The organism is Paenibacillus artemisiicola, from assembly GCF_017652985.1.
Classification (GTDB): Bacteria; Bacillota; Bacilli; order Paenibacillales; family Paenibacillaceae; genus Paenibacillus_Z; species Paenibacillus_Z artemisiicola.
Map to the genome: position 1 here is coordinate 1 of NZ_JAGGDJ010000018.1, position 26,823 is coordinate 26,823.

At 65.0% G+C, this 26,823-nt stretch carries 21 protein-coding genes; 19 read left to right on the forward strand and 2 right to left on the reverse strand.

The window, feature by feature from the left end; genetic code table 11:
• The first annotated feature begins 186 nt into the window (after positions 1-186).
• Positions 187-1,869 carry a PucR family transcriptional regulator gene (locus I8J29_RS19455; protein ID WP_338113230.1) on the forward strand — a complete coding sequence of 561 codons (1,683 nt, stop codon included), beginning with the start codon at positions 187-189 and terminating at the stop codon, positions 1,867-1,869.
• A 109-nt stretch (positions 1,870-1,978) separates the two neighbouring features.
• Positions 1,979-3,094 carry an alanine dehydrogenase gene (gene ald, locus I8J29_RS19460; RefSeq protein ID WP_208849176.1) on the forward strand — a complete coding sequence of 372 codons (1,116 nt, stop codon included), beginning with the start codon at positions 1,979-1,981 and terminating at the stop codon, positions 3,092-3,094.
• Positions 3,095-3,944: 850 nt separating this feature from the next.
• Here the strand turns inward: ald and I8J29_RS19465 are convergent.
• Positions 3,945-4,802 carry an AraC family transcriptional regulator gene (locus I8J29_RS19465; protein ID WP_208849177.1) on the reverse strand — a complete coding sequence of 286 codons (858 nt, stop codon included), beginning with the start codon at positions 4,800-4,802 and terminating at the stop codon, positions 3,945-3,947.
• A 129-nt stretch (positions 4,803-4,931) separates the two neighbouring features.
• On the opposite strand from I8J29_RS19465, the gene I8J29_RS19470 reads away from it, so the two are divergent.
• The 10 genes from I8J29_RS19470 to I8J29_RS19515 all read left to right on the forward strand — a co-directional run bounded on the left by I8J29_RS19470 (position 4,932) and on the right by I8J29_RS19515 (position 14,656).
• Entirely contained in the window at positions 4,932-6,125 is a 1,194-nt protein-coding gene (locus tag I8J29_RS19470; RefSeq protein ID WP_208849178.1) for a Gfo/Idh/MocA family protein, read from the forward strand.
• An 11-nt stretch (positions 6,126-6,136) separates the two neighbouring features.
• A complete protein-coding gene (locus I8J29_RS19475) occupies positions 6,137-6,964 on the forward strand; it encodes a sugar phosphate isomerase/epimerase family protein (RefSeq protein ID WP_208849179.1) in 828 nt (275 codons plus the stop codon).
• 193 nt (positions 6,965-7,157) lie between these two features.
• A complete protein-coding gene (locus I8J29_RS19480; protein WP_208849180.1) occupies positions 7,158-8,174 on the forward strand; it encodes a LacI family DNA-binding transcriptional regulator in 1,017 nt (338 codons plus the stop codon).
• Between the two features lie 112 nt (positions 8,175-8,286).
• Positions 8,287-9,111: an ABC transporter permease gene (locus I8J29_RS19485; RefSeq protein ID WP_208849181.1), complete on the forward strand. Its 825-nt coding sequence runs from the start codon at positions 8,287-8,289 to the stop codon at positions 9,109-9,111.
• Positions 9,112-9,144: 33 nt separating this feature from the next.
• Positions 9,145-10,182 (forward strand): ABC transporter ATP-binding protein, encoded by a 1,038-nt coding sequence (locus I8J29_RS19490; RefSeq protein ID WP_208849182.1) that lies wholly within the window; start codon positions 9,145-9,147, stop codon positions 10,180-10,182.
• A 40-nt stretch (positions 10,183-10,222) separates the two neighbouring features.
• A complete protein-coding gene (locus I8J29_RS19495) occupies positions 10,223-11,452 on the forward strand; it encodes an extracellular solute-binding protein (protein ID WP_208849183.1) in 1,230 nt (409 codons plus the stop codon).
• The gene (locus tag I8J29_RS19500; protein WP_208849184.1) at positions 11,449-12,294 is read left to right on the forward strand and encodes an ABC transporter permease; all 846 of its coding nucleotides are present in this window, start codon (positions 11,449-11,451) and stop codon (positions 12,292-12,294) included. Before I8J29_RS19495 ends, I8J29_RS19500 begins: the two co-directional genes overlap by 4 nt.
• Positions 12,291-12,755, forward strand: a complete 465-nt coding sequence (locus I8J29_RS19505; RefSeq protein ID WP_208849185.1) for a hypothetical protein — start codon at positions 12,291-12,293, stop codon at positions 12,753-12,755. The genes I8J29_RS19500 and I8J29_RS19505 overlap by 4 nt, the downstream gene beginning before the upstream one ends.
• A 5-nt stretch (positions 12,756-12,760) precedes the next feature.
• Positions 12,761-13,756: a CehA/McbA family metallohydrolase gene (locus tag I8J29_RS19510; protein WP_208849186.1), complete on the forward strand. Its 996-nt coding sequence runs from the start codon at positions 12,761-12,763 to the stop codon at positions 13,754-13,756.
• A 123-nt stretch (positions 13,757-13,879) separates the two neighbouring features.
• Positions 13,880-14,656 (forward strand): glycerophosphodiester phosphodiesterase, encoded by a 777-nt coding sequence (locus I8J29_RS19515; RefSeq protein WP_208849187.1) that lies wholly within the window; start codon positions 13,880-13,882, stop codon positions 14,654-14,656.
• Positions 14,657-14,758: 102 nt separating this feature from the next.
• Here the strand turns inward: I8J29_RS19515 and I8J29_RS19520 are convergent, their stop codons facing one another.
• On the reverse strand, positions 14,759-15,319 hold the full coding sequence (locus I8J29_RS19520; protein WP_208849188.1) for a TetR/AcrR family transcriptional regulator: 561 nt from the start codon (positions 15,317-15,319) through the stop codon (positions 14,759-14,761).
• Positions 15,320-15,555: 236 nt separating this feature from the next.
• Between I8J29_RS19520 and I8J29_RS19525 the strand changes: the two genes are divergently transcribed.
• From I8J29_RS19525 to I8J29_RS19555, 7 genes are all read left to right on the forward strand, one after another.
• On the forward strand, positions 15,556-16,419 hold the full coding sequence (locus I8J29_RS19525) for an alpha/beta fold hydrolase (protein WP_208849189.1): 864 nt from the start codon (positions 15,556-15,558) through the stop codon (positions 16,417-16,419).
• A 354-nt stretch (positions 16,420-16,773) separates the two neighbouring features.
• Positions 16,774-18,420, forward strand: a complete 1,647-nt coding sequence (locus I8J29_RS19530; RefSeq protein WP_208849190.1) for a response regulator transcription factor — start codon at positions 16,774-16,776, stop codon at positions 18,418-18,420.
• A 239-nt stretch (positions 18,421-18,659) separates the two neighbouring features.
• Positions 18,660-19,736 carry a beta-galactosidase BglB gene (bglB, locus tag I8J29_RS19535; protein WP_208849191.1) on the forward strand — a complete coding sequence of 359 codons (1,077 nt, stop codon included), beginning with the start codon at positions 18,660-18,662 and terminating at the stop codon, positions 19,734-19,736.
• A 32-nt stretch (positions 19,737-19,768) separates the two neighbouring features.
• Complete coding sequence (locus I8J29_RS19540; RefSeq protein ID WP_208849192.1) at positions 19,769-21,574, forward strand: sensor histidine kinase; 1,806 nt, start codon at positions 19,769-19,771, stop codon at positions 21,572-21,574.
• A 123-nt stretch (positions 21,575-21,697) separates the two neighbouring features.
• Positions 21,698-22,795: a beta-galactosidase BglB gene (bglB, locus tag I8J29_RS19545; RefSeq protein WP_208849193.1), complete on the forward strand. Its 1,098-nt coding sequence runs from the start codon at positions 21,698-21,700 to the stop codon at positions 22,793-22,795.
• Positions 22,796-22,853: 58 nt separating this feature from the next.
• Positions 22,854-24,746 carry a heparinase II/III domain-containing protein gene (locus I8J29_RS19550; RefSeq protein WP_208849194.1) on the forward strand — a complete coding sequence of 631 codons (1,893 nt, stop codon included), beginning with the start codon at positions 22,854-22,856 and terminating at the stop codon, positions 24,744-24,746.
• A 125-nt stretch (positions 24,747-24,871) separates the two neighbouring features.
• The gene (locus I8J29_RS19555) at positions 24,872-26,041 is read left to right on the forward strand and encodes a trans-sulfuration enzyme family protein (RefSeq protein ID WP_208849195.1); all 1,170 of its coding nucleotides are present in this window, start codon (positions 24,872-24,874) and stop codon (positions 26,039-26,041) included.
• The last annotated feature ends 782 nt before the right edge of the window (positions 26,042-26,823 follow it).

Genomic DNA, 26,823 nt, shown 5'->3' on the forward strand with positions numbered 1-26,823 from the left:
GGCCGCGCGGGGCGGCCTTGCGCCGTTGGGCGGCGCCAGCTCCGAGCGCCTCGCGCCTCGCGAACCGCGCAGCCGTCGCGGCCGGCAGCCGGCAAGCCTTCGCCGCCGGCGCGGCCGAATGGTACAATACAAGCGTGCCGTTCCTCGCGAACGGGCGCTTGTTGTCATGACAGGGAAGAAAGCGAAGTGACGCGCGTGGAGCAAGACGAGCAATTGACCGTGCGGGACGTGCTGGCGCGGCCGGCGTTCCGGCACGCGTACCTCGCGGCGGGCCGGGCGGGCCTCGGCCGCCCCGTCCGCTGGGTGCATATCATCGAGGTGATCCGGTTCGACCAGCTGCTGCAGGGCGGGGAAATGATTTTGACGACGGGTGCCGCGTTCAAGAACGATACCGCGGCGTTCCTGACGTATTTGGACCAGCTGGTCCGGTGCGAGGCGGCGTGCCTGTGCATCGAGATGGGCCACCACGTCAGCAGCGTGCCGGACGAATGGCTGCGCGAGGCGGAAGCGGTCGGCCTGCCGGTCATCGTCTTTCCGCGGAGCGTGCGGTTTATCGATATTACGCAAGACATTCACGCCTATCGCATCAATCAGCATCATCGCGCGCTGCAGGAGCTGGAGAAGACGTCCCGCGCCTTCCACCGCATGACGCTGGCGTCGCAGGGCGTGGGCCGGGTGCTCGAGCTGCTGCGCGACAGCGCGCGGGCGTCGGTCATCTATGTGCCGCAGGACGGGCCGCCGAAGTTCGTGCCGCCCGTCCCGGAGCGGGAGGCGGAAGCGTGGCTCGGCTTTCTCGCCGACTGGCGAAGCCGCGCCTCGGCCGTGGGCGGCAGGTCCGGCGAGAGCAATGACGCGGAGGGGCCGGCGGTGGCGGAGCATGCCGGACGGAGCGTCGTCATCCAGCCCGTCGGCGCGATGGGGAAGACGTGGGCGCATCTGCTGCTCGCGCTCGGCCGCAAACCCCAGGAATACGAGTTTCTCATCCTCGATTCGGCGTCGTTGTCCATCGCGCAGGACCTGCTGCGCACGCGCTACGTGGAGGAGCGCCGGCTCTATTCGGAGACGCTGTGGGTCGACGACCTGCTGCATTTGCGCCTCCGCGACGAGGAGCAGGTCAAGCTGCTGGCCGGCGGCGCCTACCGGCAGCTGAACGAGCTGGCGTACCGGGTCGTCGTCATCGAATTCGGCGACGGGTCCGCGCCCGCTTCCGGCTTCGCGGACGACGGGACGGAATCGGCGGGCATCCATCTCTCGCTTGCCGTGCGCACGGTGTTCGAGGGGCAGACGTTCCACCCGCTCATGACGCTGAAGAACGGCCGGCTCGTCGTCATCGCGTTCGACAAGGCGCCGAAGCGGCCGGTCAAGGAGCGGCTGCGGCAGGCGCTCGGCGCGCTCGGGCAGCTGAAGGCGGCGGGGGACGCGCGGCTGTCGGCGGGCGTCGGCCGTCAGGGCCGCGGGCTGCTGCAGGCCCACGTCAGCTACCAGGAAGCGCTGCAGGCGTTGTCGCTCGCGCCGATTTTGCGGAGGGATCCGGTGTTTTTCGACGAGATCGGGGTATTCCATCTGCTGTTCCATATCGCGGACAAAGGCGTGCTGGATTCGTTCGTGCGGACGTACCTAGGGCCGATTCTCGACCATGACGAGGCGAAGGGCAGCGACCTGCTTCGCACGCTGAAGGTGTACCTTGATTGCGACGGCTCGAAGCGGCTCGCGGCGGAGCGGCTGTTCATCGTCCGGCAGTCGCTGTACTACCGGCTGGAGAAGATCGAAGAGCTGCTCGGCGCGGACTACATGGAGCCCGAGAAGCGGCTCGCCCTGCAGGCCGGCATCCGGGCGTTCCAGCTCCTGCGGCCGGACGCGCCGCTGTAAGGGGTAAAAATCGCGGCCCAAACGTTGGACATTTTGTCTAATGGAACCTCTCTCCCGCCGGCTTATAGTGGAGACATCGAGACGATGACGAGAGAGGGGCGGACGCGCAATGTTGATCGGCGTACCCAAAGAAATCAAAAATAACGAGTTCCGCGTCGGCATGACGCCTGGAGCCGTGCTGTCCTATGCGAAGGCCGGGCACGAGGTGCGGGTGGAAACGGGGGCCGGCGCGGGCATCGGCTTCGCGGACGAGGATTACGCCGCGGCGGGCGCAACGATCGCGGCGGACGCGGCGGAAGCGTGGGCGGCCGACATGGTCGTCAAGGTGAAGGAGCCGCTTCCGGAGGAGTACGGCTATTTCCGGGAAGGCCTCATTCTGTACGCGTACTTGCATCTTGCGGCGGAAGCCGGGCTGACGCGGGCGCTGACCGAACGGGGCGTGACCGCGATCGCGTACGAGACGATCCAGCCGGACAACGGGAGTCTGCCGCTCTTGACGCCGATGAGCGAGGTGGCGGGCCGCATGTCCGTGCAGATCGGCGCCCGCTTCCTGGAGAAGGCGAACGGCGGCAAAGGCGTGCTGCTCGGCGGCGTGCCGGGCGTCGAGCCGGGCAAAGTCACGATCATCGGCGGCGGCATCGTCGGGTCCAACGCGGCGCAGATGGCCGTCGGGCTGGGCGCCGATGCGACGATCCTCGATTTGAATCCCGACCGGCTGCGCCAGCTCGACGACCGATTCCAGGGCCGGGTGAAGACGCTCATGTCGAATCCGTACAACATCGCCGAAGCCGTCCGCCGCGCGGATCTCGTCGTCGGCGCCGTGCTCATTCCCGGCGCGCGGGCGCCGCGGCTCGTGACGGAAGAGATGGTCCGGGCGATGAGCCCCGGCAGCGTCATCGTCGACGTGGCGATCGACCAAGGCGGCTCCATCGCGACGATCGACCGCATCACGACGCACGACGAGCCGACCTACGTGAAGCACGGCGTCGTCCACTACGCCGTCGCGAACATGCCGGGCGCCGTGGCGCGCACGTCGACGCTGGCGCTGGCCAACGCGACGACGCCGTACGGGCTGCGGATCGCCGCCAAAGGCTGGGCGCAGGCCGCGCTGGACGACAAGGCGATCGCGCGGGGCGTCAACGCCGCCGCCGGGCGGGTGACGTACAAGGCCGTCGCCGACGCGCACGGGCTTGCGCACACGAACGTGCACGCGCTGCTGCGGTAGACATCCGCAGAGGCGGGCCGACCGCGCGATGGGGCAGCCGAGCGAAATGGGGCGCGGCTGCCCCATCGCGCGCGGAAGCACCGGAGCAGCTGGTGCGCGGGGCGGCCGGAGCGCAGAGCGGCAAGAGCGCGGAGTGGCCGGAGCGGCAGAGGGCGCTGGGGGCGGCAAGAGCGCGGGGCGGCAGGAGCGCAGAGCGGCAAGAGCGCGGAGTGGCCGGAGCGGCAGAGGGCGCTGGGGGCCGGCGTAATGGTCGCGCCGGTACACCGGGCGCGACCAAGCGGCCAACGCCGCAATTGCGCGGCGGACTCGCTGGCGGGACGTCCGTCGCGGGCCGCGGCCGCGGCTTGCAATTGAACAAAGCCTCCGATTCCACATAGATGGAGTCGGAGGCTTTTTGACGTTCGCGGGAGCGTGACGGGATGACGGCGGAGGCGCGTAATCTAGTAGTCAAATGAGTCGAATGCGGACAGGAGATCCGCTATTTGCGCCGAATCATGGATTTCGTCGTTTTCGCGGACACAGATGCCGTTATTTCGCCGAACGGGTCGTGTTAAGGCGAGTAAATAGGCAAATAGCGTTTCTCCTGGCCGCGAAATCGCGAAAACACGGGTATTTGGCCAAATAACGGAACGTGTGTCCGCGAAAATGCCGATTGGCTAGGTTATCAAGCAGGAGGTAGAGTCGCGCCCTCGCCGCCAAGGCCGCCCGTGCGCGAGCACTCCGCGCCGCGCACGCCCCCGCGCGAGCACCCCGCGCCGCGTCCCCGCCGCCACGCCCGCCCGTGCGCGAGCACCCCGCGCTGCGTCTCGCCGCCGCGCCCGCCCGTGCGCGAGCAACTCGCGCCCCTCGCTCATCTCCCCGCCCCCGCGCCCTGACTCTGCTTCGCGTACTGCTTCGGCAGCAGGCCGACCTTCTTCTTGAAGATGCGCAGGAAGCCGGAGTAGTCGTTGAAGCCCGCGTCCATGCAGGCGTCGGTCACGCTGCGCCCTTCCTTCAGCAGCTTCTTGGCGAGGGAGATCCGTTTGTACAGGATGTACTCGTGAATCGTGCTGCCGGTATGCTTCTTGAACAGCCGGCTCAAGTGGAACCGGCTCACGAAGAACAGCCCCTCGAGCCGCTCGAGCGACAGGTCGTCGGCGAGATGCCGGTCGAGGTAGTCAAGCACCGGCACGAGCCGCGCCGGCAGGTCCAGCCCTTTGTCCTTCTCCTGCGTCTTATCGAAGCACCGCTGCACCAGCGCCAGAATTTCCAGCAGGCAGCCGAGCTTGACGAGCGGCGTTTCGGGGTACGGCTCCCGCATCAGGTTCGCGTATTTGGCGAACAGCCCCGACAGCTCGGCCTGCTCCTGCGCGTTCAGCTTGATCTTGTTCAGCTCGCCCGGCGGCCGGTCGTAGAAGCAGCGCAGCAGCCGCGTCCGGTCCGTCTCGAACAGCGCGATCAGCGCCGGGTCGAACTCGATCGTCACCCGTTCGTACAGCGCATCCGTCGTCAGCGCGGGCTTGTGGATCTCATGCTCGTTCGTGATGATCAGGTCGCCGAGGCGGAGCGGGTAAACGGTTTTGTCCACGAAGTAGCGGACGTCCCCATGAATGAGAAAAAAGATTTCGCAACCCCGGTGCAGATGAAAATGCACGTTGAACGGCGGAACCCGCGCCGCATGAAGGAATTTGACATGGTCGTCGATCCGTTCGACGTAACTGCCCAGCATCCGATTCGCCTCCCCGCAACATGAGCAAGAATGTCCATTTCCAAGGCAATTTCGTCAAGGAACTCGTACCTGCAATGATATAGGATGAAGGGGAGGAGTTCAATCGAAGAAAGGCGGGAGGACAAGCGAATGAACGCGCGCAACGTCAAAATCGGCCTCGTCGGCATCGGCGGCATCGGGCAGCATCACGTCAATTATTTGAGCGATATGGACAACGTCGAGCTCGTCGGCGTCTGCGACACGGACCGGGAGAAGGCCGACCGGACGGCCAAGGAACGCGGGACGACGGCGTATTACGACGCCGTGGACCTGCTCGAGCGGTCGGGCCTCGACTTGATCATCATCGCGGTACCGCACTACGATCATCCGGCCATTGCGATGGAAGCGTTTAAACGGGGCGTCCACGTCCTGTGCGAGAAGCCGATCGCGGTTCACGTGAACGCCGCGAACGCGATGATCCGGGCGTACGAGGAAGCGAAGGAGACGCATCCCGGCCTGCAGTTCGCCATCATGTTCCAGGAGCGCACGCTGCCGTTCTACGCCAAGCTGAAGGAGCTGCTGGCCGACGGGACGCTGGGCAAGCTGACGCGCGCCACGTGGATCCACACCAAGTGGTTCCGCTCGCAGGCTTATTACGACAGCGGCGGCTGGCGCGCGACGTGGGCCGGCGAGGGCGGCGGCATCCTGACGAACCAATGCCCGCATACGCTCGACATGTACCAGTGGCTGTTCGGGCTGCCGGAAGCGATCACGGGCCACGCGCATATCGGCAAGTACCACGACATCGAGGTCGAGGACGAGGTCACGGCGTATTTCGAGCACGCGAACGGCATGATCGGCCATCTCGTCGTCACGACGGCGGAGCTGCCGGGGACCAACCGGCTCGAGATCGTCGGGGATCTCGGCAAGCTGCTGCTCGAGAACGGCAAACTGCTGCATTACCGCTACCCGCAGTCCATGCTCGCGTTCTCCCGGGAGACGGACCAGCGCTTCGCCGAATGGACGATCGAGCCGGAGGAAGTCGCGGTCGACGAGAACGCCCCGAACGGGCATCGCGTCGTCACGCGGCGCCTGGTCGACCGGCTACTCGGCAAGGACGTCGAGCTGATCGCGGAAGGCCCGGAAGGGCTGGGCTCGCTGACGTTGGCGAACGGCATCATGCTGTCCGCGTTCCGGAAGCGGACCGAGCCGGTGCCGATCGACGGCGACGCGTTCCAGGCCGAGCTCGAGGAACGGATCCGGACGTCGAGCTTCGTGAAGAAAGCCGCGCGCGCGCAGGACGCGGCCGAGGACATGTCGACTTCCTTCGGGAAGACCAACTAGGGGGTATGACGATGGCTGCCGTAATCTTGACCTGCTTCGCCGACGAAATCTCGCATGATCTGGAGGAACAGCTGGACGTGCTGGCGCAGGAAGGGCTGTCCCATATCGAGCTGCGGAACGTCTGGGGCAAAAACGTCCTCGACCTGACGGCGGAGGAGCTCGCCGAGGTCCGCCGGATCGCGGAAGCGCGCGGCTTCGGCGTCTCCTCGATCGCTTCGCCGATCGGCAAGTATGCCGCCTCCGACGATTTCGCGCCGCAGCTGGACGCCCTGGACCGGGCGATCGCCGCCGCGAAGGCGCTCGGAACGCGCTACATCCGGCTTTTCTCGTACTATCCGCCGGAGGGCGCGCGGCCGGAGGACTGCCGGGACGAGGCGCTGAGCCGGATGAAGCGGCTGGCGGACGCCGCGGCGCCGCACGGCGTCACGCTGGTGCTGGAGAACGACAGCGGGCTGTACGGCTCGACCGACGACCGCTGCCTGGATATCCTGCGCCACTGCGACTCGGAGGCGCTCCGGCTGGCGTTCGATCCCGGCAATTTCGTCATGGAGGGCGTCAGGCCGATGACGGAGGCGTACCCCAAGCTGGCACCCTACGTCGCGTACGTGCACGTCAAGGACGCATCGGCCGAGCCGAAGATGTTCGTGCCCGCGGGCGCGGGCGACGGCCAGCTTCCGGAGCTGCTGGAGGCGCTCCGCGCGCGGAGCTTCGACGGCTTCCTGTCGGTGGAGCCCCATCTGCACCGCTACCTGCCGTTCGCCAGCGATCCGAAGCGCGTCGTGACCGCGGTCCGCGCGCTCAAGTCGCTGCTCGCGCAGGCGGGCATGAAGTGGGCGTGAATTTACAGTTTACACATAAAGACCGAATCGGGTTTCCGAGGCGGTCTTTTTTCTATTTTCTGGAACAAAAGGGCGGCAAATTTACAATTCGTTAGGGTTCGATTAACGCAGCAGAAACACAGGATCCCTATTCTATTGATGTGGGAACGGTCTCATATGGGAACGGTCTCACAGCGAGAAAGGACGTGCATCCTTGGACAATCCGACGATAAAAGAAATCGCCATCCGCGCGGGCGTCTCCAAATCCACCGTCTCGCGGATCATCTCCGGCAAAGGCTATTCCAGCCCGGAGGCGCGCGACAAGGTGCTGGAAGTGATCGAGGAGCTGCAGTACAAGCCCAACGCGGTCGCGCGGGCGATGGTCTCGCAGCGCACGCACAACATCGGCGTCCTGCTGTACCGGCAGGAGCTTCCGATCGCGTCCCATCCGTTCTACGGCAAGATCGTCGACGCGATTCTGCTCGAAGCGGCACGCCTCAACTACTCGGTCTTCGTCACGACGGACCGGGATATGTCGTACCGCTCGGCCGACTTCATGATGGAGAAGCGCGTGGACGGGCTCATCCTCATCAGCCGGCTGCAGCAGAACGTCATCGACTACATTACGAACTTCGGCGTGCCCTACGTCATGGTGAACGGCTCGACGGACGTCGGCGGCGTGATCCACATCGTCAACCAGGACGAGGCGGGCGGGCGCATGGCCGCCGAGCATCTCACGGAAATCGGCCACGAACGCATCTTCGTCATCGCGGGACCGCAGCCGCACCGCAGCCATCATTCGCGGCTGAAAGGCTTCCGCGCCTTCAGGGAGGAGGCCGGCAAGCCCGTCGGCGAGGCGTCGGTCCGCTTCGCGGAGACGTCGACCTTCGGCGAAGGCTACGAGCTCATGAGCCGCCACTACGGCCCGTTCCGGGCGGGCCGGCATACGGCGGTCTTCGCGACCAACGACATGCTCGCGCTCGGCGCCATGAAATTCCTGCTGGAGCAGGGGACGCGCATCCCGGAGCAGGCCGCCGTCGTCGGCTTCGACGACGTGGACTTCGCGGCGATGTTCTCGCCGTCGCTGACCACGGTCCGCGTGGACACGTGGGAGATGGGCACCGGCGCCGTCCGGCTGCTCGACGAGCTGATCCGGCACGAGCCCGACGTGGCGCATCCCGGGCAGCTGATGCCGCGGCTCGTCGTCCGGCAATCGACCGGCGCCCGCTAAGCCGCCGTTCCGCGCGGCCCCCGGCATCCGCGGCGCCTATCGTCCGCGGTCCGGCCGGCAAGCGTTCGCCGCATACGCAATCCATTATTTCCGAAAGGAGCGTCACCCGTTCATGCGTTGGTATCTCAAAGCCATCGGCACCCGCAAGATCGTCGAGTTCATCGTGCTCGCGCTCTTCGTCGTCTTCTTCCTGGGGCCGCTGCTCAATCTGGCCATCCTGGCCTTCACCGGCAAATGGACCTATCCCGACGTCCTGCCGCATCAATGGTCGCTGAAATGGTGGTCGTTCGTCTTCAAGCAGGAGGACATTCCGCAGTCCATCGGCCTCTCGTTCCTGATCGCCGCCATCGTGACGGCCTTGTCCATCGCGCTGTGCGTCCCGGCGGCGTACGCGTTCGCCCGGATCCGCTTCCCGCTCAGCCGGTTCTTCCTGTTCTCGTTCCTGCTGACGCACGCCTTCCCGAAGATGGGCCTGTACGTCTCGATCGCGGTGCTCTTCTACAAGCTCGGCCTCATGAACACGCTGCTCGGCGTCGTCCTCATCCATATGATCAACGTGCTCATGTTCATGACGTGGATTCCGACCGCCGCCTTCCGCAACGTGCACCGGGCGCAGGAGGAATCGGCGCGGGACGTCGGCGCCGGCCCGTTCCGGGTGTTCTTGAAGATCACCCTGCCGATGGCCATGCCGGGCATCGTCGTCGCGTCGGTGTTCACGTTCCTGAACTCGCTCGACGAGGCGCAGGGGACGTTCCTGGTCGGCATTCCGAACTACAAGACGATGCCGATCGTCATGTACTCCATCATCAGCGATTATCCGGCCTACGCCGGCGCGGTCTTTTCCATCATCCTGACGGCCCCGACGATCATCCTGCTGCTCGCCGCCAAGCGGTTCGTGAGCGCGGACGTCATGTCGAGCGGCTTTCAGCTCAAATAATACGGGACGCGTCCCGGCCTTAAGGAGGCGCAAATGGACATTCAGCTTTCGGTTCAACAATTGGCGAAACGGTACCACACCGGCGAAGGCGTCAAGTCGATCTCGCTCGACGTGCGCAAAGGCGAGCTGGTCACGCTGCTCGGGCCGTCCGGCTGCGGCAAGACGACCGTGCTGCGCAGCATCGGCGGCTTTCTCGAGCCGGATTCCGGCGACATTCTCATCGAGGGGACGAGCGTGCTGAAGGCGCCGCCGGAGAAGCGCCCGACTTCCATGGTGTTTCAAGGCTACAATCTATGGCCGCACATGACGGTGTTCGACAACCTGGCATTCGGTCTTAAAATACGCAAGATGAAGAAGTCCGACATCCGCAAGGCGGTGGACGACGTGCTGGAGCTGGTCCGACTGCCGGGCGCGGAGATGAAGTTTCCCTCCGAGCTCTCCGGCGGCCAGCAGCAGCGCATCGCGCTGGCGCGGTCCCTGCTGCTGAAGCCCGCCGTGCTGCTGCTGGACGAGCCGTTCTCCGCGCTCGACGCCAAGCTGCGCCACGAGATGCGGGAGGAGCTGCGGGAGATTCAAGCCGAGACCGGCCTCACGATGGTCTTCGTCACCCACGACCAGGAAGAGGCGCTGTCGATCTCGGACCGCATCGTCGTCATGAACCACGGCCACATCGAGCAGATCGCCACGCCGCAAGAGATTTACGACCGGCCGGACACGCTGTTCGTCGCGCAATTCATCGGTAAAATGAACTTCTTGAAAGGGGTGGTTTCGGAAGGGCAAATCCGCGCAGGGAAGTTGACGTTTCCGAATCCGAAGCAATTGTCCGGCAAGGTGCGGCTCGCCGTCCGGCCGGAGGACGTCGTCCTGGACGGCCGCGAGGAAGGCGGCCTGACGGGCAGCGTCAAACAGATCATGGTGCTCGGCCATTACGCCGAAGTCACGGTCCAATTGCCGGAGCACGGCGTGATCCGCGCGTTCCAGCCGCGGGACGCCGTCAAGGAACTGAACTCCGGCGACCGCATCGACGTCGGCTTCAAGAAAGTGCTCGCTTATCCGGAAGACCAGGCCTGATTCACCCCAAATCACGATTATGCCAAGGAGGCACTTATCCATGTTTCGTACGAAATCCGCTCTTACGGTCATGACTTTGACGACCCTGTCCGCCGCGCTGCTGGCCGGCTGCGGCAGCAACGGCAACAACGCCGCGAATAACGGCGCGGCGAACGGCAGCACGGCGAACGCCGGCGCGACGAACGGCGGCACCGCGAACGCCGGCGGCAACGCGGCGCAGACGGACGCTTCCGGCAAGCCGGTCGAATTCAACTTCTACTTCACGGGCTCCGAGAACGTGAAGAACCTGTGGGACACGATCGTGCCGATGTTCGAGAAGGATCATCCGAACGTCAAGGTCAACGAAGTGTACATCCCGTCCGGCACGGGCGCGCAGCCGACGTACGACCGGATCCTCGCGGCGAAGAAGGCGGGCAAAGGCTCCGGCGGCATCGACCTGTACGAGGACGGCCTGTCCAACGTCACCCAAGGCCAGAAGGACGATCTGTGGGATACGCTCGATCCGGCCAAAATCGCGAACCTCGCTTCCGTCGACGCCGCCACGCTGACGGACGTGGCCAACCTGGCCATTCCGTACCGTTCGTCCGCCGTCGTGCTCGCGTACAACAGCGACAAGGTCAAGACGCCTCCGAAGTCGCTCGACGAGCTGTTCGCGTGGATCAAGGCCAATCCGGAGCGCTTCGCTTACAACGACCCGTCCACGGGCGGCGCGGGCAGCTCGTTCGTTACGACGACGCTGTACGACAAGCTGCCGGAGGACGCGATCCACAACGACGATCCGAGCATCGAGCAGCAGTGGGACAAAGGCTTCCAGACGCTGAAGGATCTCGGCAAATACATGTACGGCAAAGGCATCTATCCGAAGAAAAACCAGGGGACGCTCGACCTGCTCATCAGCGGCGAGGTGGACATGATCCCGGCTTGGTCGGACATGGCGCTCGAGCAAATCGGCAACGGCCAGCTGCCGGACACGACCAAAATCTCGCAAATCACCCCGGGCTTCAACGGCGGTCCGACGTACCTGATGGTGCCGAAGCTGTCCGACAAGAAGGACGCGGTCAACGAATTCCTGAATTTCGTGCTGTCGCCTGAAGCGCAAGCCGTCGTGGTAACCAAAATGCACGGCTTCCCGGGCATCAAGCTGTCGAACATGCCGCAGGACATCCAGGATTCCTTCAAAGGCGTGGCGGAAGGCTTCCGGACGTTCAACATCGGCGACCTCGGCAATGAAATCAACAAACGCTGGCAGAGCGACGTAGCGGCGCAATGAGCAAACGGGTAAAAATGGGGATACTGGGACTGGTTCTGGTCATCCCCTCTTTTCTTCTGCTGTTCGTCACCGTGGTCGTGCCGATCTTCGTCTCGCTCAAGGAAAGCCTGACGAACGAGGAAGGCGGCTACGACCTGTCGAATTATAAATTCTTGTTCACGGACAAACTGATGCGCGCCAACATCGTCTTCACGCTGGAAGTCACGGTGATCTCGGTCGTGATCGTGCTGATCGTCAGCTACGTGCTGGCGGCGTACATGCGGTTCAACAAAGGCCGGCTGGTGGCCTGGATCCGCAACATGTACATGATCCCGATGTTCATCCCGTCCGTCATCGCGACCTACGGCCTGATCCAGCTGCTCGGCAACCACGGCTGGCTGTCCCGCTGGGTGCTGCTGCTCGGCGGCGGCGACATTCCGCGCATTATTTTCGATATCAAGGGCATCATCATCGCCCAGCTGTGGTTCAACATTCCGTTTACGACGATGCTGCTCGGCTCCGCCATGTCGGGCGTGCCGGACGCGGTCATCGAGAGCGCGAAGGACGTGGGCGCGGGCCGGCTCCGCCTGTTCGTGCGGTTCATTCTGCCGCTGACCTACAAGACGCTGCTCGTGGCGGTCACGTTCGTCTTCATGGGCGTCATCGGCTCGTTCACGGCGCCGTTCCTGCTCGGGCCGAACGCGCCGCAGATGCTGGGCGTGTCGATGGAGCAGATCTTCGGCGTCTTCCAGGAGAAGCAGCAGGCGTCGGCGCTGGCGTTCTTCACGTTCATGCTCTGCTCCGTCATGGGCTACTTCTACATTCGCAGCATGATCAAGGACGAGGGGGCGCGTTCCGCATGACGCGCCTGCTGTTGGAAGCCGAAGGAACGGCGGGCTTCGTCTGTTCCAAATCGCATATCGCGTACGCTTTTCAGCTCGACCGGCCCGGCGGCGCGCTGCGCCTCGATTTCGCCTACGAGCCGAAGAACCTCGAGGACCGCGAGCGGGCGAAGATCCTGATCGCGGAAGGCGTGGAGAGGTACACCGAGCCGGCGCAGCGGGAGCTGGTCATGGGCCGCTGGGAATCGTTCCTGCCGCTGAAAAATCTGATTACCCTCTCCGTCGACGATCCGTCCGGGCATCGCGGCGCGGGCCATCGCCACGATCCCGAGCAGCGGCTGTTCATCGGCGCTTCGGACGCGTCGCCGGGCTTCGCCGCGGGCGAGCTGGCCGCGGGCCTGTGGCGCGTCACGCTGAGCCTGCACGCGATCGTGACGGAGAGCTGCCGCTACCGGCTGCGAATTCATCACGAGGAGGCTTGACGATCATGCGCTGGATGGCATGCGAACTGCACAGCCATACGTTTCATAGCGACGGCCGGCAGTCCCTGTCCGAGCTTGCGCGCGGCGCGAAGGCGCTCGGCTTCGAGTGCGTCGCGCTGACCGACCATAATACGATGACGGGCCTGCTAGGCAAAGAGGACGTCGAGCGGGAGACCGGCGTCGCGATTATCTCCGGCATGGAGTGGACGACGTTCTTCGGCCACATGGTCACGATCGGGCTGACCGATTTCGTGGATTGGCGTCCCGCGGGGCCGGGCGACATCGACGCGGGGATCGCGCGGGTTCATGCCGCCGGCGGCATCGCGGGCATGGCGCATCCGTTCCGCATCGGAAGCCCGATGTGCACGGGCTGCTTCTGGGAGTTCGAGATTCAAGATTGGGAAGCGCTGGATTATATCGAGGTCTGGTCGGGCACGTTCCCGTCGATCAAGACGGACAACGCCCGCGCTTTCCGGTTGTGGACGGACAAGCTGAACGAAGGGTACCGGATCGCGGCGACGTCCGGCCGGGACTGGCACGCGCAGGACGCGACGGACGATCCCGTCTCGGTCACGTACCTGCTGCTGGACGAGGACGAAGGCTCCGCGACGGAGCAGGCGGTGCGCGCGCTCGCCGCGGGCCGGGCCGCGGTCACGATGGGTCCGCTGCTGACGCTGGAGCTGCGTTCGGAGTCGGCTCGTTACCGGATCGGCGACCGCGTGCCGAAGGAGGCGCGCGGCTGGCGGTACGAGGCCGTCGCGTGCGTGGATTTCGAGGCCAGGAACGGACTGTGGGCATTCCCCGACGCGGGGTACGAGGTCATCCTGACGAGCAATGCGGGCCCGCTCGGCGAGCTGCGCGCGAAGCCGTCCCAGCGCGACTACCGCTTCGATATTCCGGGCGGCGCGCTGACATGGATCCGGGCGGAGCTGCGGGGCACGGTCCGCGGCGCGCGGACGACGATCGCGTTTACGAACGCGATTTACGTGGACGCCGAGTAGGGCGCTTGCGCGGAGGGTATAAGAGCAGGAGCGGGTTTAGGCAGAGGAACGGGAATAGGAATAGCAGTGCAGCGAGAATCGAGAAGGCCGCGAAGGCCGTCCGACCGAAAGGAGACGATCGACATGAATCGCCGGTTTCCGTTAGTAACGGCGCATGCCGGATGCATGGGCATCGCGGCGCATACGCTGCGTTCGGTGCGCGCCGGCCTGGAGCTGGGCGCCGACGTGGCGGAGGAGGACATCCGCGTCACGAGAGACGGCGTCGCCGTCCTGGCGCACGACGACGAGCTGCCGACCGCCGACGGGCCGATTGCCAGCGTCGCGGGGATGACGTACGCGGAATTGAGCGGGCTTCGGCTGCTCGCGGACCAGGGCGCGCAAGAAGGCGGGGAGCCGGAGACGTTTCGCCTGCTGAAGCTGGAAGACATCCTGCCGCTCATTCAGACTTCGGGCAAGGCCATCAATCTCGACCTGAAGGTCGACGAGGCGATCGAGCCCGCGGCCGCGCTCGTCCGGAAGTTCGGGCTGGAGGACCGCGCGTTCTATTCCGGCTGCCAGCGCGACCGCGCGCTGCTGGCCCGGAAGCTGGAGCCGGCGCTGCGCCGGATGCTGAACGCGGACGTCGAGCTGTTCAAGACGATGCCGTACGACGAGGCCATGGCCATGACCCGCGAAGACGCGCTCGCGGCCGGCTGCTGCGGCATCAACGTCTATCACGGCATCGTGACGAAGGCGTTCGTCGATTACGCCGGCGAGCGCGGGCTGCCGGTTTACGTCTGGACCGTCGAAGACGAAGCGCTCATGCGCCGGTACGCGGATTGGGGCGTCGGCTCCATTACGTCGCGGGACGTGAAGACGCTGCTTCGCGCGAAGCGCGAATGGACGGCGCCGGACGCGTAGCCGCAAGCTGAACACGAGCGCGAGCGGCAGCCTTGGACCGACACAGGTCCGGAGCTGCCGCTCGCGTTTTTTTGGCGCGTCCGGATTCGGAGAGGACCGCGCTCAGCGGTACCGCGCCAGGAGCAGCTCGGCCGTCGCGCGGGCATGGCGGGCCGCGTCCGGGTCGGTCCGGAGCATCCGGGCCGCGATGGCGCCCTCCGCGAGCAGATAGAGCCCGCCGGCCAGCGCCTCGCGGTTCGCTTCGTCCAATCGGCCGGCGAGGTCCGAGAGGTACGTCTTCAAATGCGACTTGTAGCGATGCGCCGCTTCGTAGTACGGATGCGAAGGGTCCGCGTATTCGGAGGCCGTCTTGAGGAAGGCGCAGCCGTTGAAGCCGGGCTCCTCGAACCAGCGGCCGAGAACGTCGTAGACGGCGAGCAGCCGTTCCTTCGGCGTGCCGGCCGATTCCGCGACGGCCGCCTCGAACCAGGCGCGCCACCGCTCGTCGTGCCGGAGCAGATAGGCCAGCACCAAGTCGTCCTTGGACGGAAAATGGTTGTAGAGCGTCATCTTGGCGATCTTGGATTCGGCGACGACCTGGTCGACGCCCGTCGCGCGGATGCCGTTCTTGTAAAACAGCTCCGAGGCGACGGTCAGGATATGGTCTTTTTTACTTCGGTTCATAAGCGCAGGACTCCCATTCCCGCCGTGCGACGGGGCGCCGCGCGGCTTCGAAACTATACCGACTTGTCTATATCCGCTATTGTAAACGCAAATTCGACCGCGCGCAAACGGACGAAATCGGAGCGGGAAGGCGAGCTGCGAGAAATTCGCGCTTGAAACTATACAGACCTGTATGTATAATTTTAACCGAAGCCGACATGGCCTCGCAACCAAAATCCATGCATGAGGTGATCCCGATGTTCGTACACTATAAATCGGCGGAAGTGGAAGGCATTCGATTGTTTTACCGGGAAGCCGGCAAGGCCGGCGCGCCCGTCGTCCTGCTGCTGCACGGCTTTCCGTCCTCGTCCCATATGTACCGGAATCTGATTCCCGAGCTGGCCTCGGACTACCGCGTCATCGCGCCCGACTACCCGGGCTTCGGCAATTCGGACCAGCCGTCGTCCGAAGCGTTCGATTACACATTCGACCGGCTCGCGGAGCTGATCGGGGCGTTCGCGGAAACGCTCGGCCTCGACCGTTACAGCATCTACGTGCACGATTACGGCGCGCCGGTCGGATTCCGGCTGGCCGTCAAGCATCCCGAACGGATTCAAGCCATCGTGTCGCAGAACGGCAACGCCTACGAGGAGGGCCTGCTGCCGTCGTGGGCCCCGATCCGGGCTTATTGGAGCGATCCGGCGGACGAGACGAACCGGAACAACATGCTGGGGCTGCTGGCGCCGGCGTTCACCAAGCTGCAGTACGTCGAGGGTACGCGGAATCCGGAGCGGGTCAGCCCCGACGCCTGGAACCAGGACCAGTTCGTCCTGGACCGCCCGGGGAACGCGGACATCCAGCTGGCGCTCTTCTACGACTACCGGAACAACCTGAAGCAGTACCCCGTCTGGCAGGAGTACTTCCGGACGCACCGGCCGCCGGCGCTGATCGCGTGGGGGCAGCGCGATATGTTCTTCGGGCCGGACGGCGCGCTCGCTTACCGGCGGGATCTCCCGGACGCCGAGGTGCATTTGCTGAACACGGGCCACTTCCCGCTGGAGGAGGACCTGGCGCTCAGCGCGGCGCTGATCAAGCGGTTCCTGGGCGAGCACGTCCGGTAATCGGGCGGCGGCGCGCGCCACGCGGCGGCGGCTTTGCGGAGCGCGGAGATGCCGTCGCGTCTGCCCCCGGCCTTGAGAACGGCGGGCGGCGGCCAGGCCGGCCGTTTCAGTTTTACAGCCTAGCGGCTGCTGCCCAAAAGGCGGTTTCCCGGCTCCCTGCGGAGCCCGGCGGGAACCGCCTTTTTTCGGCTGCCTCCGATCGCGCGAAGCCGGCAATGAAATCGCCGTCAAGGCATAGGCGGGTGACGTTCGCTTATGTTAGAATATTCCGAAAAGCGGCGCGTTTTCGGCGAGCAGACGCTACGGCATTCCGGCTTCGGCCGCCGCTTCCAAGCGCAAGGGAGGTTCGCCAACGTGAAGAAGACCGTCGTCGTCATCGACGACAAGCCGCTGATTTTGCGGTCCATCGTCCAAACCGTCGACTGGCACGGACTGAACTGCACCGTCGTGGGACAAGCCGCGGACGGCATCGAGGGCAAGCGGGTCATCCACGAGCAGCAGCCCGATATTTTGATCACGGACATTAAAATACCCGGCCTCAGCGGCCTTGACCTGGCCGAGTACATGCACCGGACGTTCCCGCTGTCGAAGACGATCCTCATCACCGGCTACCAGGACTTCGACTTCGCGAAGCGCGCGGTTCGTCTGGGCGTCTACGACATCATCGTCAAGCCGGTCCGCAACGACGAGCTGCAGCGGGTCATCGGCCTCGCCGTCGGCGAGCTGGAGAGCGCCCGGACGGAGCAGTCGCTGCGGGAGAGCCGGGACGAAGCGTACAGCCGGCTGGCGGAGCGGCACCGGCACTCGCTGCCGTCCCTGCGCAGCCAGTTCGTGTCCGGGCTGATCGCCGGCAGCGTCCCGCCGGACGACGCGCTGGCGGAGACGGCCGCCGGCCTCGGACTCGCCTGGCAGCGCTGCGCCGTGCTGATCGTCCGGTCGAAACGGACGACCGGCGCCGCGCAAGGCGCCGCCAGCCTCCGCATCAGCCCGGGGCTGTACGGCGAGTTGGCCGCGATGGCCCGGGAGGCGGCCGCCCGGCGCGAGTTCGAGGTCGTCGATTCGTACCGGCACGACGACCTCGTGCTGGCCTGCCTGTTTCCGAAGCCGCTTACGCCGCGCGAGCTGAAGATGAAGCTGCAGAGCTTCTGCCACGACGTCATCGAGCTGATCCGCCGGCGGCACGGGCTGATGATCGTCATCGCCGCGAGTCCGGTATGCCGCCGGCTGCAGGAGCTTCACGGGGCGCATGCCGAGGCGTCCGCGCTCATGGACGCGAGCTTCTTCGGGGCCGAAGGCTCCGTGCTGTTCCCCGAGCCGGCCGAGCCGGCGGGCGAGAGCGGCCGGTTCTCCATCATCCGCGACCTCGAGCAGTTCAACCGGATGCTGGAGCAGGCGCCGGGCGAGGAGATGATCGGGCATCTGGAGCCGTTTCTCGAGCATATCCGGGCGTACAGCGACGGCAACATCCGGGTGGCGAAAGGACTGCTCGCGGACGTCTGCCTCGCGGCCGCCCGTTACTATTACCGGGCCACCGGCGACGAGTTCGGCTTCGACAAAAGCATGAGCGAAGTGCTGGAGGACGTGTACCGGCTGCAGGACATGCGGGAGGCGTCGGATTATTTGGCCGCGTTCATCAAGACCGTCAAGGCCAAGCTCGAGGGCGGCGACAAGGAGTACAGCCTCGTGGTCAAGCGGGCGGTCGACTACATCAACGGCCATTTCGCCGACAACGTCAGCCTCACCGCCGTCGCGGACCATTTCGGCCTCAGCCCGAGCTACTTGAGCCGCCTGCTGCGGACGGAGACCGGCATCAACTTCGTCGATCTGGTGGCGAAGGCGCGGATCGAGGCGGCCAAGCGGCTGCTCCGCGACCCGCGCCACAAGGTGAACGAGGTCGGCGAGCTGGTCGGCTACAAGGAGTACGCTTATTTCTACCAGGTGTTCAAGAAGCTCGAGGGCGTGTCGCCGAAGGCGTACAAGAACCGAAGTAAAGAAAGCTAATAAAACCGCAAGATCGACGGATGTCCCGAGCCTGCCTTCTGCGCTATCGTTATAGACGCCGGCCGCGCGGGACAGCGTCGGACGGATTCGAAAAAATGTTAGCGTTTACACGAATGGAGAGGGCAAGTTGGAGCGGGTGCTAAGCCGATGCTTACGAAGCGAGTTTTGCTACGCAAAACTAAGCTTATGCTTACGAAGTTAGCTTTACTATGTAAAGCTTTGAGGAGGTCTCAAAACCAATGCCGACCGCGCAGCTGCAGCGGGAGCGCCTCGAGACGCTGATCGACCGCGTCATCTCCGGCATGCAGCGTCTGGAAGTCACGATCGAGGAAGACACGCCCGCCAGCATCATCTCGATGGATAAGTGGGACTGGTCGCAGGGCGTCGGGTTGTTTTCGCTCTACCACTATTACAAGGAATCGGGCAATCCGGGCATCCTCCGGTACTTGACCGATTGGTTCGACAGCCGGCTCCGCGAAGGGCTGCCGCCGAAGAACGTGAACACGATGTGCCCGCTGCTCACCCTCAGCTACCTGTACGAGGAGACGCGCCGGCCGGACTACCTGGCCGTCTGCGAGGAATGGGCGAGCTACGCCGCGGACGAGATGCCGCGCACGCCGGAATTCGGCATCACCCACGTGACGCTCGACAGCGCGAACGAGGGCGAGCTGCGCGGCGACACGCTCTATATGACCGTGCTCTTCCTCGGGCGCATGGGCGTCCTGCTGAAGCGGGAGCCGTACGTGCAGGAGAGCGTCCGGCAGTTTCTCATTCACCTGAAATACTTGACCGATACGCGGACGGGACTGTTCTTCCACGGCTGGTCGTTCGTGCGCCGGGACAACTTCGCGCGGGCCTTGTGGGGGCGCGGCAACGCGTGGTACACGGCCGGGCTCGTCGATTACCTCGACATCGTCGAGCTGCCGCTCGGCACCGAGATGTTCCTCATCGCCACGCTGGAGCAGCAGGTGCGCCGGCTGCGCGAGCTGCAGACGGAGAGCGGCATGTGGCGGACGCTGCTGGACGATCCCGGCGCCTACGAGGAGACGTCGGCGACGGCGGGCTTCGCCTACGGCATCTTGAAGGCGGTGCGCATGGGCTACATCAGCGAGGCGTACCGCGACGCGGGCCTCGCCGCCCTGCGGGCGGTCATCCGCCGGATCGACGCGGACGGCATGGTGCAGGGCGTCTCCTACGGCACGCGGATGGGGCATTCCCGGCAATTTTACCGCGACATCCCGCAGTGTCCGATGCCGTACGGCCAGTCGATGACGCTGCTGATGCTCGTGGAGAGCCTCCATCATCTGGACGACTGACGAGGGGCCGATAACCGGCGCGGGAGGTGCGTATGCGCAAATGGAGCCGCGTCCTCGCGGACGCCAAGCTGCGGACGAAGTTTCTGCTGTCGTTCGCCGTCATCATTCTCATCACCGTGCTCATGATCAGCGGCATCAACTACTGGGTGTCGGTCGGCGCGATCAAGCGGAATTCCGCGGAGTTCTCGCACTATTTGATCGGCCAGATCGGCATCAACCTCGATAAGCTGACGTCCGACGTCGAGGAGATGGCATTCCAGCAGTTCCGCAGCTCCAGCCTCAGCGAGAAGCTGAGCGAGAAGCCGGTCAAGCAGGCCGACGTTTATGTCCGCGACACGTTCATCAACGATTTTTTGAGCGACCTGCTGTTTAACGAGGATTATTTTCTGTCCGTGTTCATCATCGACAGCTCGGGAAAGTCCTACTCGATCCAGCGCAAGGCGCTCGTGAACTACAACCGGGAACTGACGGAGAGGCTCGACCTGCGGCAGATCCAGGACATGCGGGGCCGGGCGCTCTGGTTCCGCGGCGACAACGACACGCTGTACATGGCGCGGGCGCTGTACGACATCGCGACCAACAAGTACGTCGGCATTATCGCGATCGGGCTCGAGAGCGACTATCTCGGCGCCATCGTGACGAACGTGCACAATCTGATGGACGGCGACGTTCTCATCCTGAACGAGGACAACCGGCTGTTCGTTTCGTCGGAGGAGCGGGCCGGCGTCGGGGAGTATTATTTGGACGAGCGGCTGTACATGTCGGATACCGGCAAGAGCGATTTCGAATACGACGGGCGGCGCTACATCGCGAGCGTGCTCTCCACCGTGTACGACAAGTGGAAAATCGTGCAGATCATCGACGTCGGCCGGCTGACCCGCGGCACGGAAAGCCTCAAGTACTGGACGATCGGCACGCTGCTCGTCTCGCTGCTGATCGCGTTCCTGATGGCGGCCTTCATGTCCAAGAGCATCACCCAGAGCATCCGCATCCTGCTGCAGCGCATGACCCATTTCTCGCTCGACTTCCAGCATCAAGCCATCGTGCCGAAGAGCCGCGACGAGGTCGGCCTGCTGACGGCCAAGTTCAATTCCATGGCGGAGAAAATCAACGACCTGTTCCATTCCGTCTACAGCGAGAAGATGCTGAAGCAGAAGGCCGAGTACCGCACGCTGCAGTTCGAATACAAGGCGCTGCAGGCGCAGATGAACCCGCATTTTCTGTACAACACCCTCGAAGCGGTGTACAGCATGGCCAAGCTGAAAGGCGAGGACGAGATCGGCGAGATGGTCTACCTGCTCGGCACGCTGCTGCGCGAGAGCATCGGCCGCAAGGGCGATACGGTGACGCTCGGGGAGGAGCTCGGCTTCATTCGCGGCTACCTGGCCATTCACAAAATCATTTACGGCGACCGGATCGAGCTGGTCTACGAGGTCGACGAGACGCTGACCGCCTGCCGCGTGCCCAAGTTCATCCTGCAGCCGCTCGTCGAGAACGCGGTCGTGCACGGAATCGAGGAGAAGCCGGGCCAAGCGCTCATCCGGGTCGGCTGCCGAAGGGAAGGCGGCGACGCGGTCCTCGAGGTGTCGGACAACGGCGTCGGCATGGACGCGGAGACGGTGGACCGGCTGCTCGCTCCCGAGCGTTACGGGACCCCGGACGGCACGAACAAGCACACGAACGTCGGCATCATCAGCGTGCACAAGCGCATCCGGATCCTGTACGGCGACGGCTACGGCCTGACGATCGCGAGCGCCGTCGGCGAAGGGACGACGGTGCGCGTCCGGCTCCCGGCGAACGAGGAGGACGGCCCGGGGGACGAAGCGCAAAAAAGCTAATATAACCGCAAGATTCCACCATGGAAAGCGCTCTCGCGAGCGGCGACAATAGGGGCAGCGAAGAAGAAGCGCCCCCGCCGCCGGAGGCGGGGCAAGCCTCTTCGGAACGAAGGAGCTGACAAGGTGGAACGCAACCGTAGGGAGGAAGGCGCGGCCGGCCGCTCGATCGAGCTCGTGCTGCAGGGCATGAACAAGCTGAAGCCGGCGTTCAAGGAGAATCTCAAGGAGAGCATCGTCTCGATGGACGTCTGGGATTGGTCGCAGGGCGTGGGGTTGTTCGCCAAGTACTTGTACTACAAGGAGACCGGCCGGAAGGACCTTCTGGACGAGCTCGTCGCCTGGTTCGACCGGCATCTGGCGAAAGGCCTGCCCGGCAAAAACGTCAATACGATGTGTCCGCTGCTGACGATGAGCTACCTGGCCGAGGAGCTCGGCCGCGAGGATTACGCGGCGGTCTGCCGGGAGTGGGCGCATTACGCCTACGCGGAAATGCCGCGCACCACGGAGGGCGGCATCTCGCACATTACCGTCACCGCCGACAACGAAGGCCAGCTGTGGGACGACACGCTGTACATGACGGTGCTGTTCCTCGGCCGGATGGGCGTGCTGCTCGGCAACGACGATTACGTCCAGGAGAGCGTCCGCCAGTTCCTCGTCCATCTGAAATATTTGACCGACGTGCGGACGGGGCTGTTCTTCCACGGCTGGACGTTCCTCGGCAACCATCACTTCGGCGGGGCGCTGTGGGGCCGGGGCAATGCCTGGTACGCCGCCGGGCTCGTCGATTATCTCGATATCGTGCCGGTGCAGCCGGGCGTGACGCGCTTCCTGCTCACCTCGCTCGAGCGGATGGCGGAGGCGCTCGTGCCGCTGCAGACGGAGGAAGGCATGTGGCGGACGCTGCTGGACCAGCCGGATTCGTATCCGGAAAGCTCGGCGACGGCGGGCTTCGCCTACGGCATGCTGAAGGCGGTGCGCAAAGGCTACCTGCCCGAGCGGTACCGGGCCGCCGGACTGAAGGCGCTGAAGGCGGTGACGTCGCGGATCGACGCCGACGGGCTCGTGCAGGGCGTATCCTACGGCACCATCGTCGGGAGCGACCTCGACTATTACCGCCGCGTGTCGGTCTGTCCGATGCCGTACGGCCAGGCGATGGCCTTGCTCATGCTGGTGGAAAGCCTGAAGCATCCCGAAGCCGCCGGCGCGCTCGCGCAGGCTTGACGCTGAGCCGGGGCGATACGGAGGGACGACGAATCTAGCGACGGGAGAGTGAGTGCGAATGTTGAACGGCACGATGCGGCTGGTCGAGGACTGGCAGGCGGTGCGCGAGAAGATCGCGCGCTTCGATTGGGCGAGGCGGATCGTCGATAAATTCAAGCCGGACACCGACTGGTGGGTCGCCCATTACGCGGACGACCCGGCGCGCGTCGCCGGCTGGGGCCATCATTATTTTTGCGACCGGTGCTTCGCGGCGCTGATCTTCGATCCCGGCAAGCCGGGCGTGCACCGCTGCGGCGGGTGCGGCGAGCTGCGCGAGGCGCAGGTCGCGGACGACGCCTGGGCGTACATCTACCGCACGGGCTCGTGCAGCCAGGTGTTCAACGCGGCCGTGCTGTACAACCTGTACGGCGACGAGAAATACATGGCGTACATCCGCAAGGTGCTCGGCTTCCTGTGCGAACATTACGGCCGCTTCGAGGTGCGGACGCCTCCGAACCAGGAGGGCCGCTTCACCGGCTGCGACCTGACCGACGGGGTCGCCGTCATCTGGCTGCTGAACGGCATGGAGCTGGTGAAGGAGCGGTTCACCGCGGAGGAGCTGGAGACGTACAAGCGGCGCTTCTTCATTCCCGAGGCGGAGTTCCTCATCGGGAAGGTCGGCGTCACGCCGAACATCATCTGCTGGATGAAGGCCGCCGCCGGCATGACCGGCCTGTTCTTCGGCGAGCCGGTCTGGTGCGAGCGGGCCGCCGAGGGCGAATACGGCATCAAGAAGAAGCTCGGCGACGGCTTGCTGCCGCAGGGCTTCTGGTACGAGGCGTCGATGCATTACCATTTCTACTGCGCGGAAGGGCTGACGTATTATCTCGCCTTCTGCAAAATCTACGGCCATTCGTTCCCGATGATGGAGGACGGCCTGCTGCGGATGTACCGGTATCCGGTGAACTACGCGTTCGCGAACGGCGAGTTCCCGAACCCGAACGACGGCTGGCCGCAGCTGAAGTTCGGCAATTACGCCCAGCAGTACGAGTGGGTCCGCAACGTGCGCGACGAGCCCGCGTTCCGCTACGCGCTGTCCAAGTGCTACGAGCGGCCCGGCGAATCGCTGCCCGGCGCGAGCATCGGCGGCATCGCCCGGCTGCTGTTCGGCCGCGATTGGGAGAACGAGCGGTTCGACGGCGCGCCCGCCGGCAGCGGCCTGCCCGACGGGAAGTCGCGGCACGACCCGGACATTTATTTCGCGCTGCTGCGCAGCGGGCAGGCGGAGGTCTTCCTCAAGTACGGCTACGTGCTGCGCGGGCACTCGCACGCCGATCTCATGAACTTCGAGCTGTTCGTCGAGGACGAGGTGCTCTCGCGCGACATCTCCAACAGCGGCTACGGCTCCGACCTGTTCCGCGAATGGCAGCGCAAGACGATCGCGCACAATTCGGTCATGCTGGACCGCGAGACCCAACCGAACCGGCCGCGGGGGCGCCTGCTGGCGTTCGACGCGGTCGGCGCTACCTGCAGCGTCGCGGCCGACGAGGTCTATCCCGGCTACGGTTTCGCGCGAAGCCTGCGGCTGCATCCGGATCGGCTCGAGGACCGGTTCTACGTGACGCCCGCCGAAGGCGCGGACGGGTCCGCGCATACGATCGACTGGTTCTTCCACTGCACCGGCGAGCTGAGCTCGGCGCTGCCGTTCGCGCCGTGCGAGCGGCCGGGCGACGGGGACGGCTACCAGCTGATGCTGGAGACGGCCCGCTGCGACACGGACGGGGACTGGGAGGTCCACTGGGCGCTGAAGGAGAAGAAGGTCACGCTGCGCATGGCGGGCTGCCCCGGCACGAGCGTGTATATCTTCAAGGGCTACGAGCATCGGCTCGACCTGGTCCGCTGGGGCGTCATGGTGCGCCGCGTCGCCGCGTCGGCGGCGTTCGAGGCGGAGTATGAATGGGAGACGACGTAAGATAGACCGGTTCGGCGCAAGCGAAAGGTGTCCCGTCGACGGGGCACCTTTCGTCGCTTGCGCGCTCTGCATCGCCAAGCAGCCGCCGCCCGGCAAGGCGGCGGAAATCGACGGGAGGAACGGCTATGGACGAAACGCGCAAGCCCGCGGAGAGGGCGATGAGCAAGGAAGAGATCTGCACGCATTTGGGCGACGAGTACGACCGGCATCTGGGGGCGATCGTGCCGCCGATTTTCCAAAACACGCTGTTCACGCGCAAAACGACCGATCACGGCTACAGCTACACGCGCGCGGCCAACCCGACGATCGAGCTCGCCGAGAAGAAGATCGCCGCGCTGGAAGGGGCGGAAGAGGCGCGCTGCTTCTCGTCCGGCATGGCGGCGATCACGGCGGCGCTCATGACCGTCATGGAGAAGGACTGCCACATCGTCTGCCCGCGGAACGTTTACCCGCCGACGAAGGCTTTTCTGGACGATTACATGGCGAAGTTCGGCGTTGATACGACGTTCGTCTCCGGCGACAGCGCCGACGAGTTCGAGCGGGCGCTGCGCCCGAATACGAAGGCCATCTATCTCGAGACGCCGCTGTCCAACGTGTTCGCGCTGCAGGATCTGCGCGCGGTGTCCGCGCTGGCCCGGTCCCGCGGCATCGTCACGATCGCCGACAACTCGTGGGCGACGCCGATGTACCAGAACCCGATCGCGCACGGCGTCGACCTCGTCGTTCATTCGGCGTCCAAATACCTGGGCGGCCACAGCGACATCATCGCCGGCGTCATGGTCGGCAGCCGCGAGCGGCTGGAGCCGGTCACCCATCGCGAGCGGGGATTGTTCGGCGCGTCGATGGACCCGCATCAGGCGTGGCTGCTGATCCGCGGCCTGCGCACGCTGCCCGTCCGGATGCGCCAGCATCAGGAGAGCGCCCTGCGGATCGCGGCGTTCCTGGAGGCGCATCCGCTGGTGGAGCGGGTGCTCTATCCCGGGCTGCCGAGCCACCCCCAATACGAGCTCGGCCGCAGCCAGATGAGCGGCTATTCCGGCCTGCTCGGCTTCGTGCCGAAGGGCAGCCGCGAAGCCATCGCCGGCCTCATGAAGGCGCTCCGCCTGTTCGAGGAAGGGCCGAGCTGGGGCGGCTTCGAAAGCCTCGTCAATTCGCCCGGCCTGTGGCTGGACGAGGAAGCGTCGCGGCGCTCCGGCATCCCGCAGGGGCTGCTGCGCGTCTCCATCGGCCTCGAGCACGCCGACGCGCTGATCGAGGATCTCGACGCGGCGCTGCACGGGATGAAGCGGGGCTAGGCCGTTGGCGGCGGCGCCGGGTGCATGGACCCGCGCCGGCCGGGGCGCTGCCTGAGCCGCAGTCCGAATGCGGCTCGCGGTCCTGCGGCAGCAGGGCTGCCTCAGACCTCCGCGCCCCTCCCACGCTGCAGTCCGAATGCGGCTCGCGGTCCTGTGGCAGCAGGGCTGCCTCAGACCTCCGCGCTCCTCCCACGCTGCAGTCCGAATGCGGCTCGCGGTCCTGTGGCCGCAGGGCTGCCTCAGACCTCCGCGCTCCTTCCGGGCCGCGGCCTGCAATACTGCGCCGGGACCTGTCCCAGGCGTCCGTGTTACCCTCCGCGGCTCGCGAATCGGCATCCTGGCCGCAACTCCGGACGTTCGCGCCGGCCGGGCTTTGTGATTTTGCGCCCGTGTGGCTTTCCCAGGCGTCTCCGAGTCCTTTCCGCTCCCCTGATCACGTAGGGACCGGGGGAGAATTGTGAGCAGAAGGTGAAGCGGTAACCTACATAGGCGTTAAATGGGCCGAAACCAGCGCAAGAGGGTGATCCAGTAACCTACATAGACGGTGAACGGACCGAAAACCGGTACAAGAAGGTGAGCCAGTAACCTACATAGACGGTGAACGGGCTGAAAGCAGTGCAAGAAGGTGATCCAGTAACCTACATAGACGGTGAACAGGCCGAAAGCAGCGCAAGAAGGTGAACCAGTAACCTACATAGACCGCGAACGGACCGAAAACCGGTGCAAGAAGGTGAGCCAGTAACCTACATAGACGGCGAACGGGCCGGAACCAGCGCAGGAGG

Excerpts from the sequence above, each read along its gene's own strand:
- I8J29_RS19495 (WP_208849183.1), top strand. The coding sequence starts at position 10,223 with ATGTTTCGTACGAAATCCGCTCTTACGGTCATGACTTTGACGACCCTG.
- I8J29_RS19490 (WP_208849182.1), top strand. The coding sequence starts at position 9,145 with ATGGACATTCAGCTTTCGGTTCAACAATTGGCGAAACGGTACCACACC.
- I8J29_RS19475 (WP_208849179.1), top strand. The coding sequence starts at position 6,137 with ATGGCTGCCGTAATCTTGACCTGCTTCGCCGACGAAATCTCGCATGAT.
- I8J29_RS19510 (WP_208849186.1), top strand. The coding sequence starts at position 12,761 with ATGCGCTGGATGGCATGCGAACTGCACAGCCATACGTTTCATAGCGAC.
- bglB (WP_208849191.1), top strand. The coding sequence starts at position 18,660 with ATGCCGACCGCGCAGCTGCAGCGGGAGCGCCTCGAGACGCTGATCGAC.
- I8J29_RS19515 (WP_208849187.1), top strand. The coding sequence starts at position 13,880 with ATGAATCGCCGGTTTCCGTTAGTAACGGCGCATGCCGGATGCATGGGC.
- I8J29_RS19505 (WP_208849185.1), top strand. The coding sequence starts at position 12,291 with ATGACGCGCCTGCTGTTGGAAGCCGAAGGAACGGCGGGCTTCGTCTGT.
- I8J29_RS19485 (WP_208849181.1), top strand. The coding sequence starts at position 8,287 with ATGCGTTGGTATCTCAAAGCCATCGGCACCCGCAAGATCGTCGAGTTC.
- I8J29_RS19500 (WP_208849184.1), top strand. The coding sequence starts at position 11,449 with ATGAGCAAACGGGTAAAAATGGGGATACTGGGACTGGTTCTGGTCATC.
- I8J29_RS19520 (WP_208849188.1), bottom strand. The coding sequence starts at position 15,319 with ATGAACCGAAGTAAAAAAGACCATATCCTGACCGTCGCCTCGGAGCTG.
- I8J29_RS19470 (WP_208849178.1), top strand. The coding sequence starts at position 4,932 with ATGAACGCGCGCAACGTCAAAATCGGCCTCGTCGGCATCGGCGGCATC.
- I8J29_RS19465 (WP_208849177.1), bottom strand. The coding sequence starts at position 4,802 with ATGCTGGGCAGTTACGTCGAACGGATCGACGACCATGTCAAATTCCTT.
- I8J29_RS19540 (WP_208849192.1), top strand. The coding sequence starts at position 19,769 with ATGCGCAAATGGAGCCGCGTCCTCGCGGACGCCAAGCTGCGGACGAAG.
- I8J29_RS19525 (WP_208849189.1), top strand. The coding sequence starts at position 15,556 with ATGTTCGTACACTATAAATCGGCGGAAGTGGAAGGCATTCGATTGTTT.
- I8J29_RS19555 (WP_208849195.1), top strand. The coding sequence starts at position 24,872 with ATGGACGAAACGCGCAAGCCCGCGGAGAGGGCGATGAGCAAGGAAGAG.
- ald (WP_208849176.1), top strand. The coding sequence starts at position 1,979 with ATGTTGATCGGCGTACCCAAAGAAATCAAAAATAACGAGTTCCGCGTC.
- I8J29_RS19550 (WP_208849194.1), top strand. The coding sequence starts at position 22,854 with ATGTTGAACGGCACGATGCGGCTGGTCGAGGACTGGCAGGCGGTGCGC.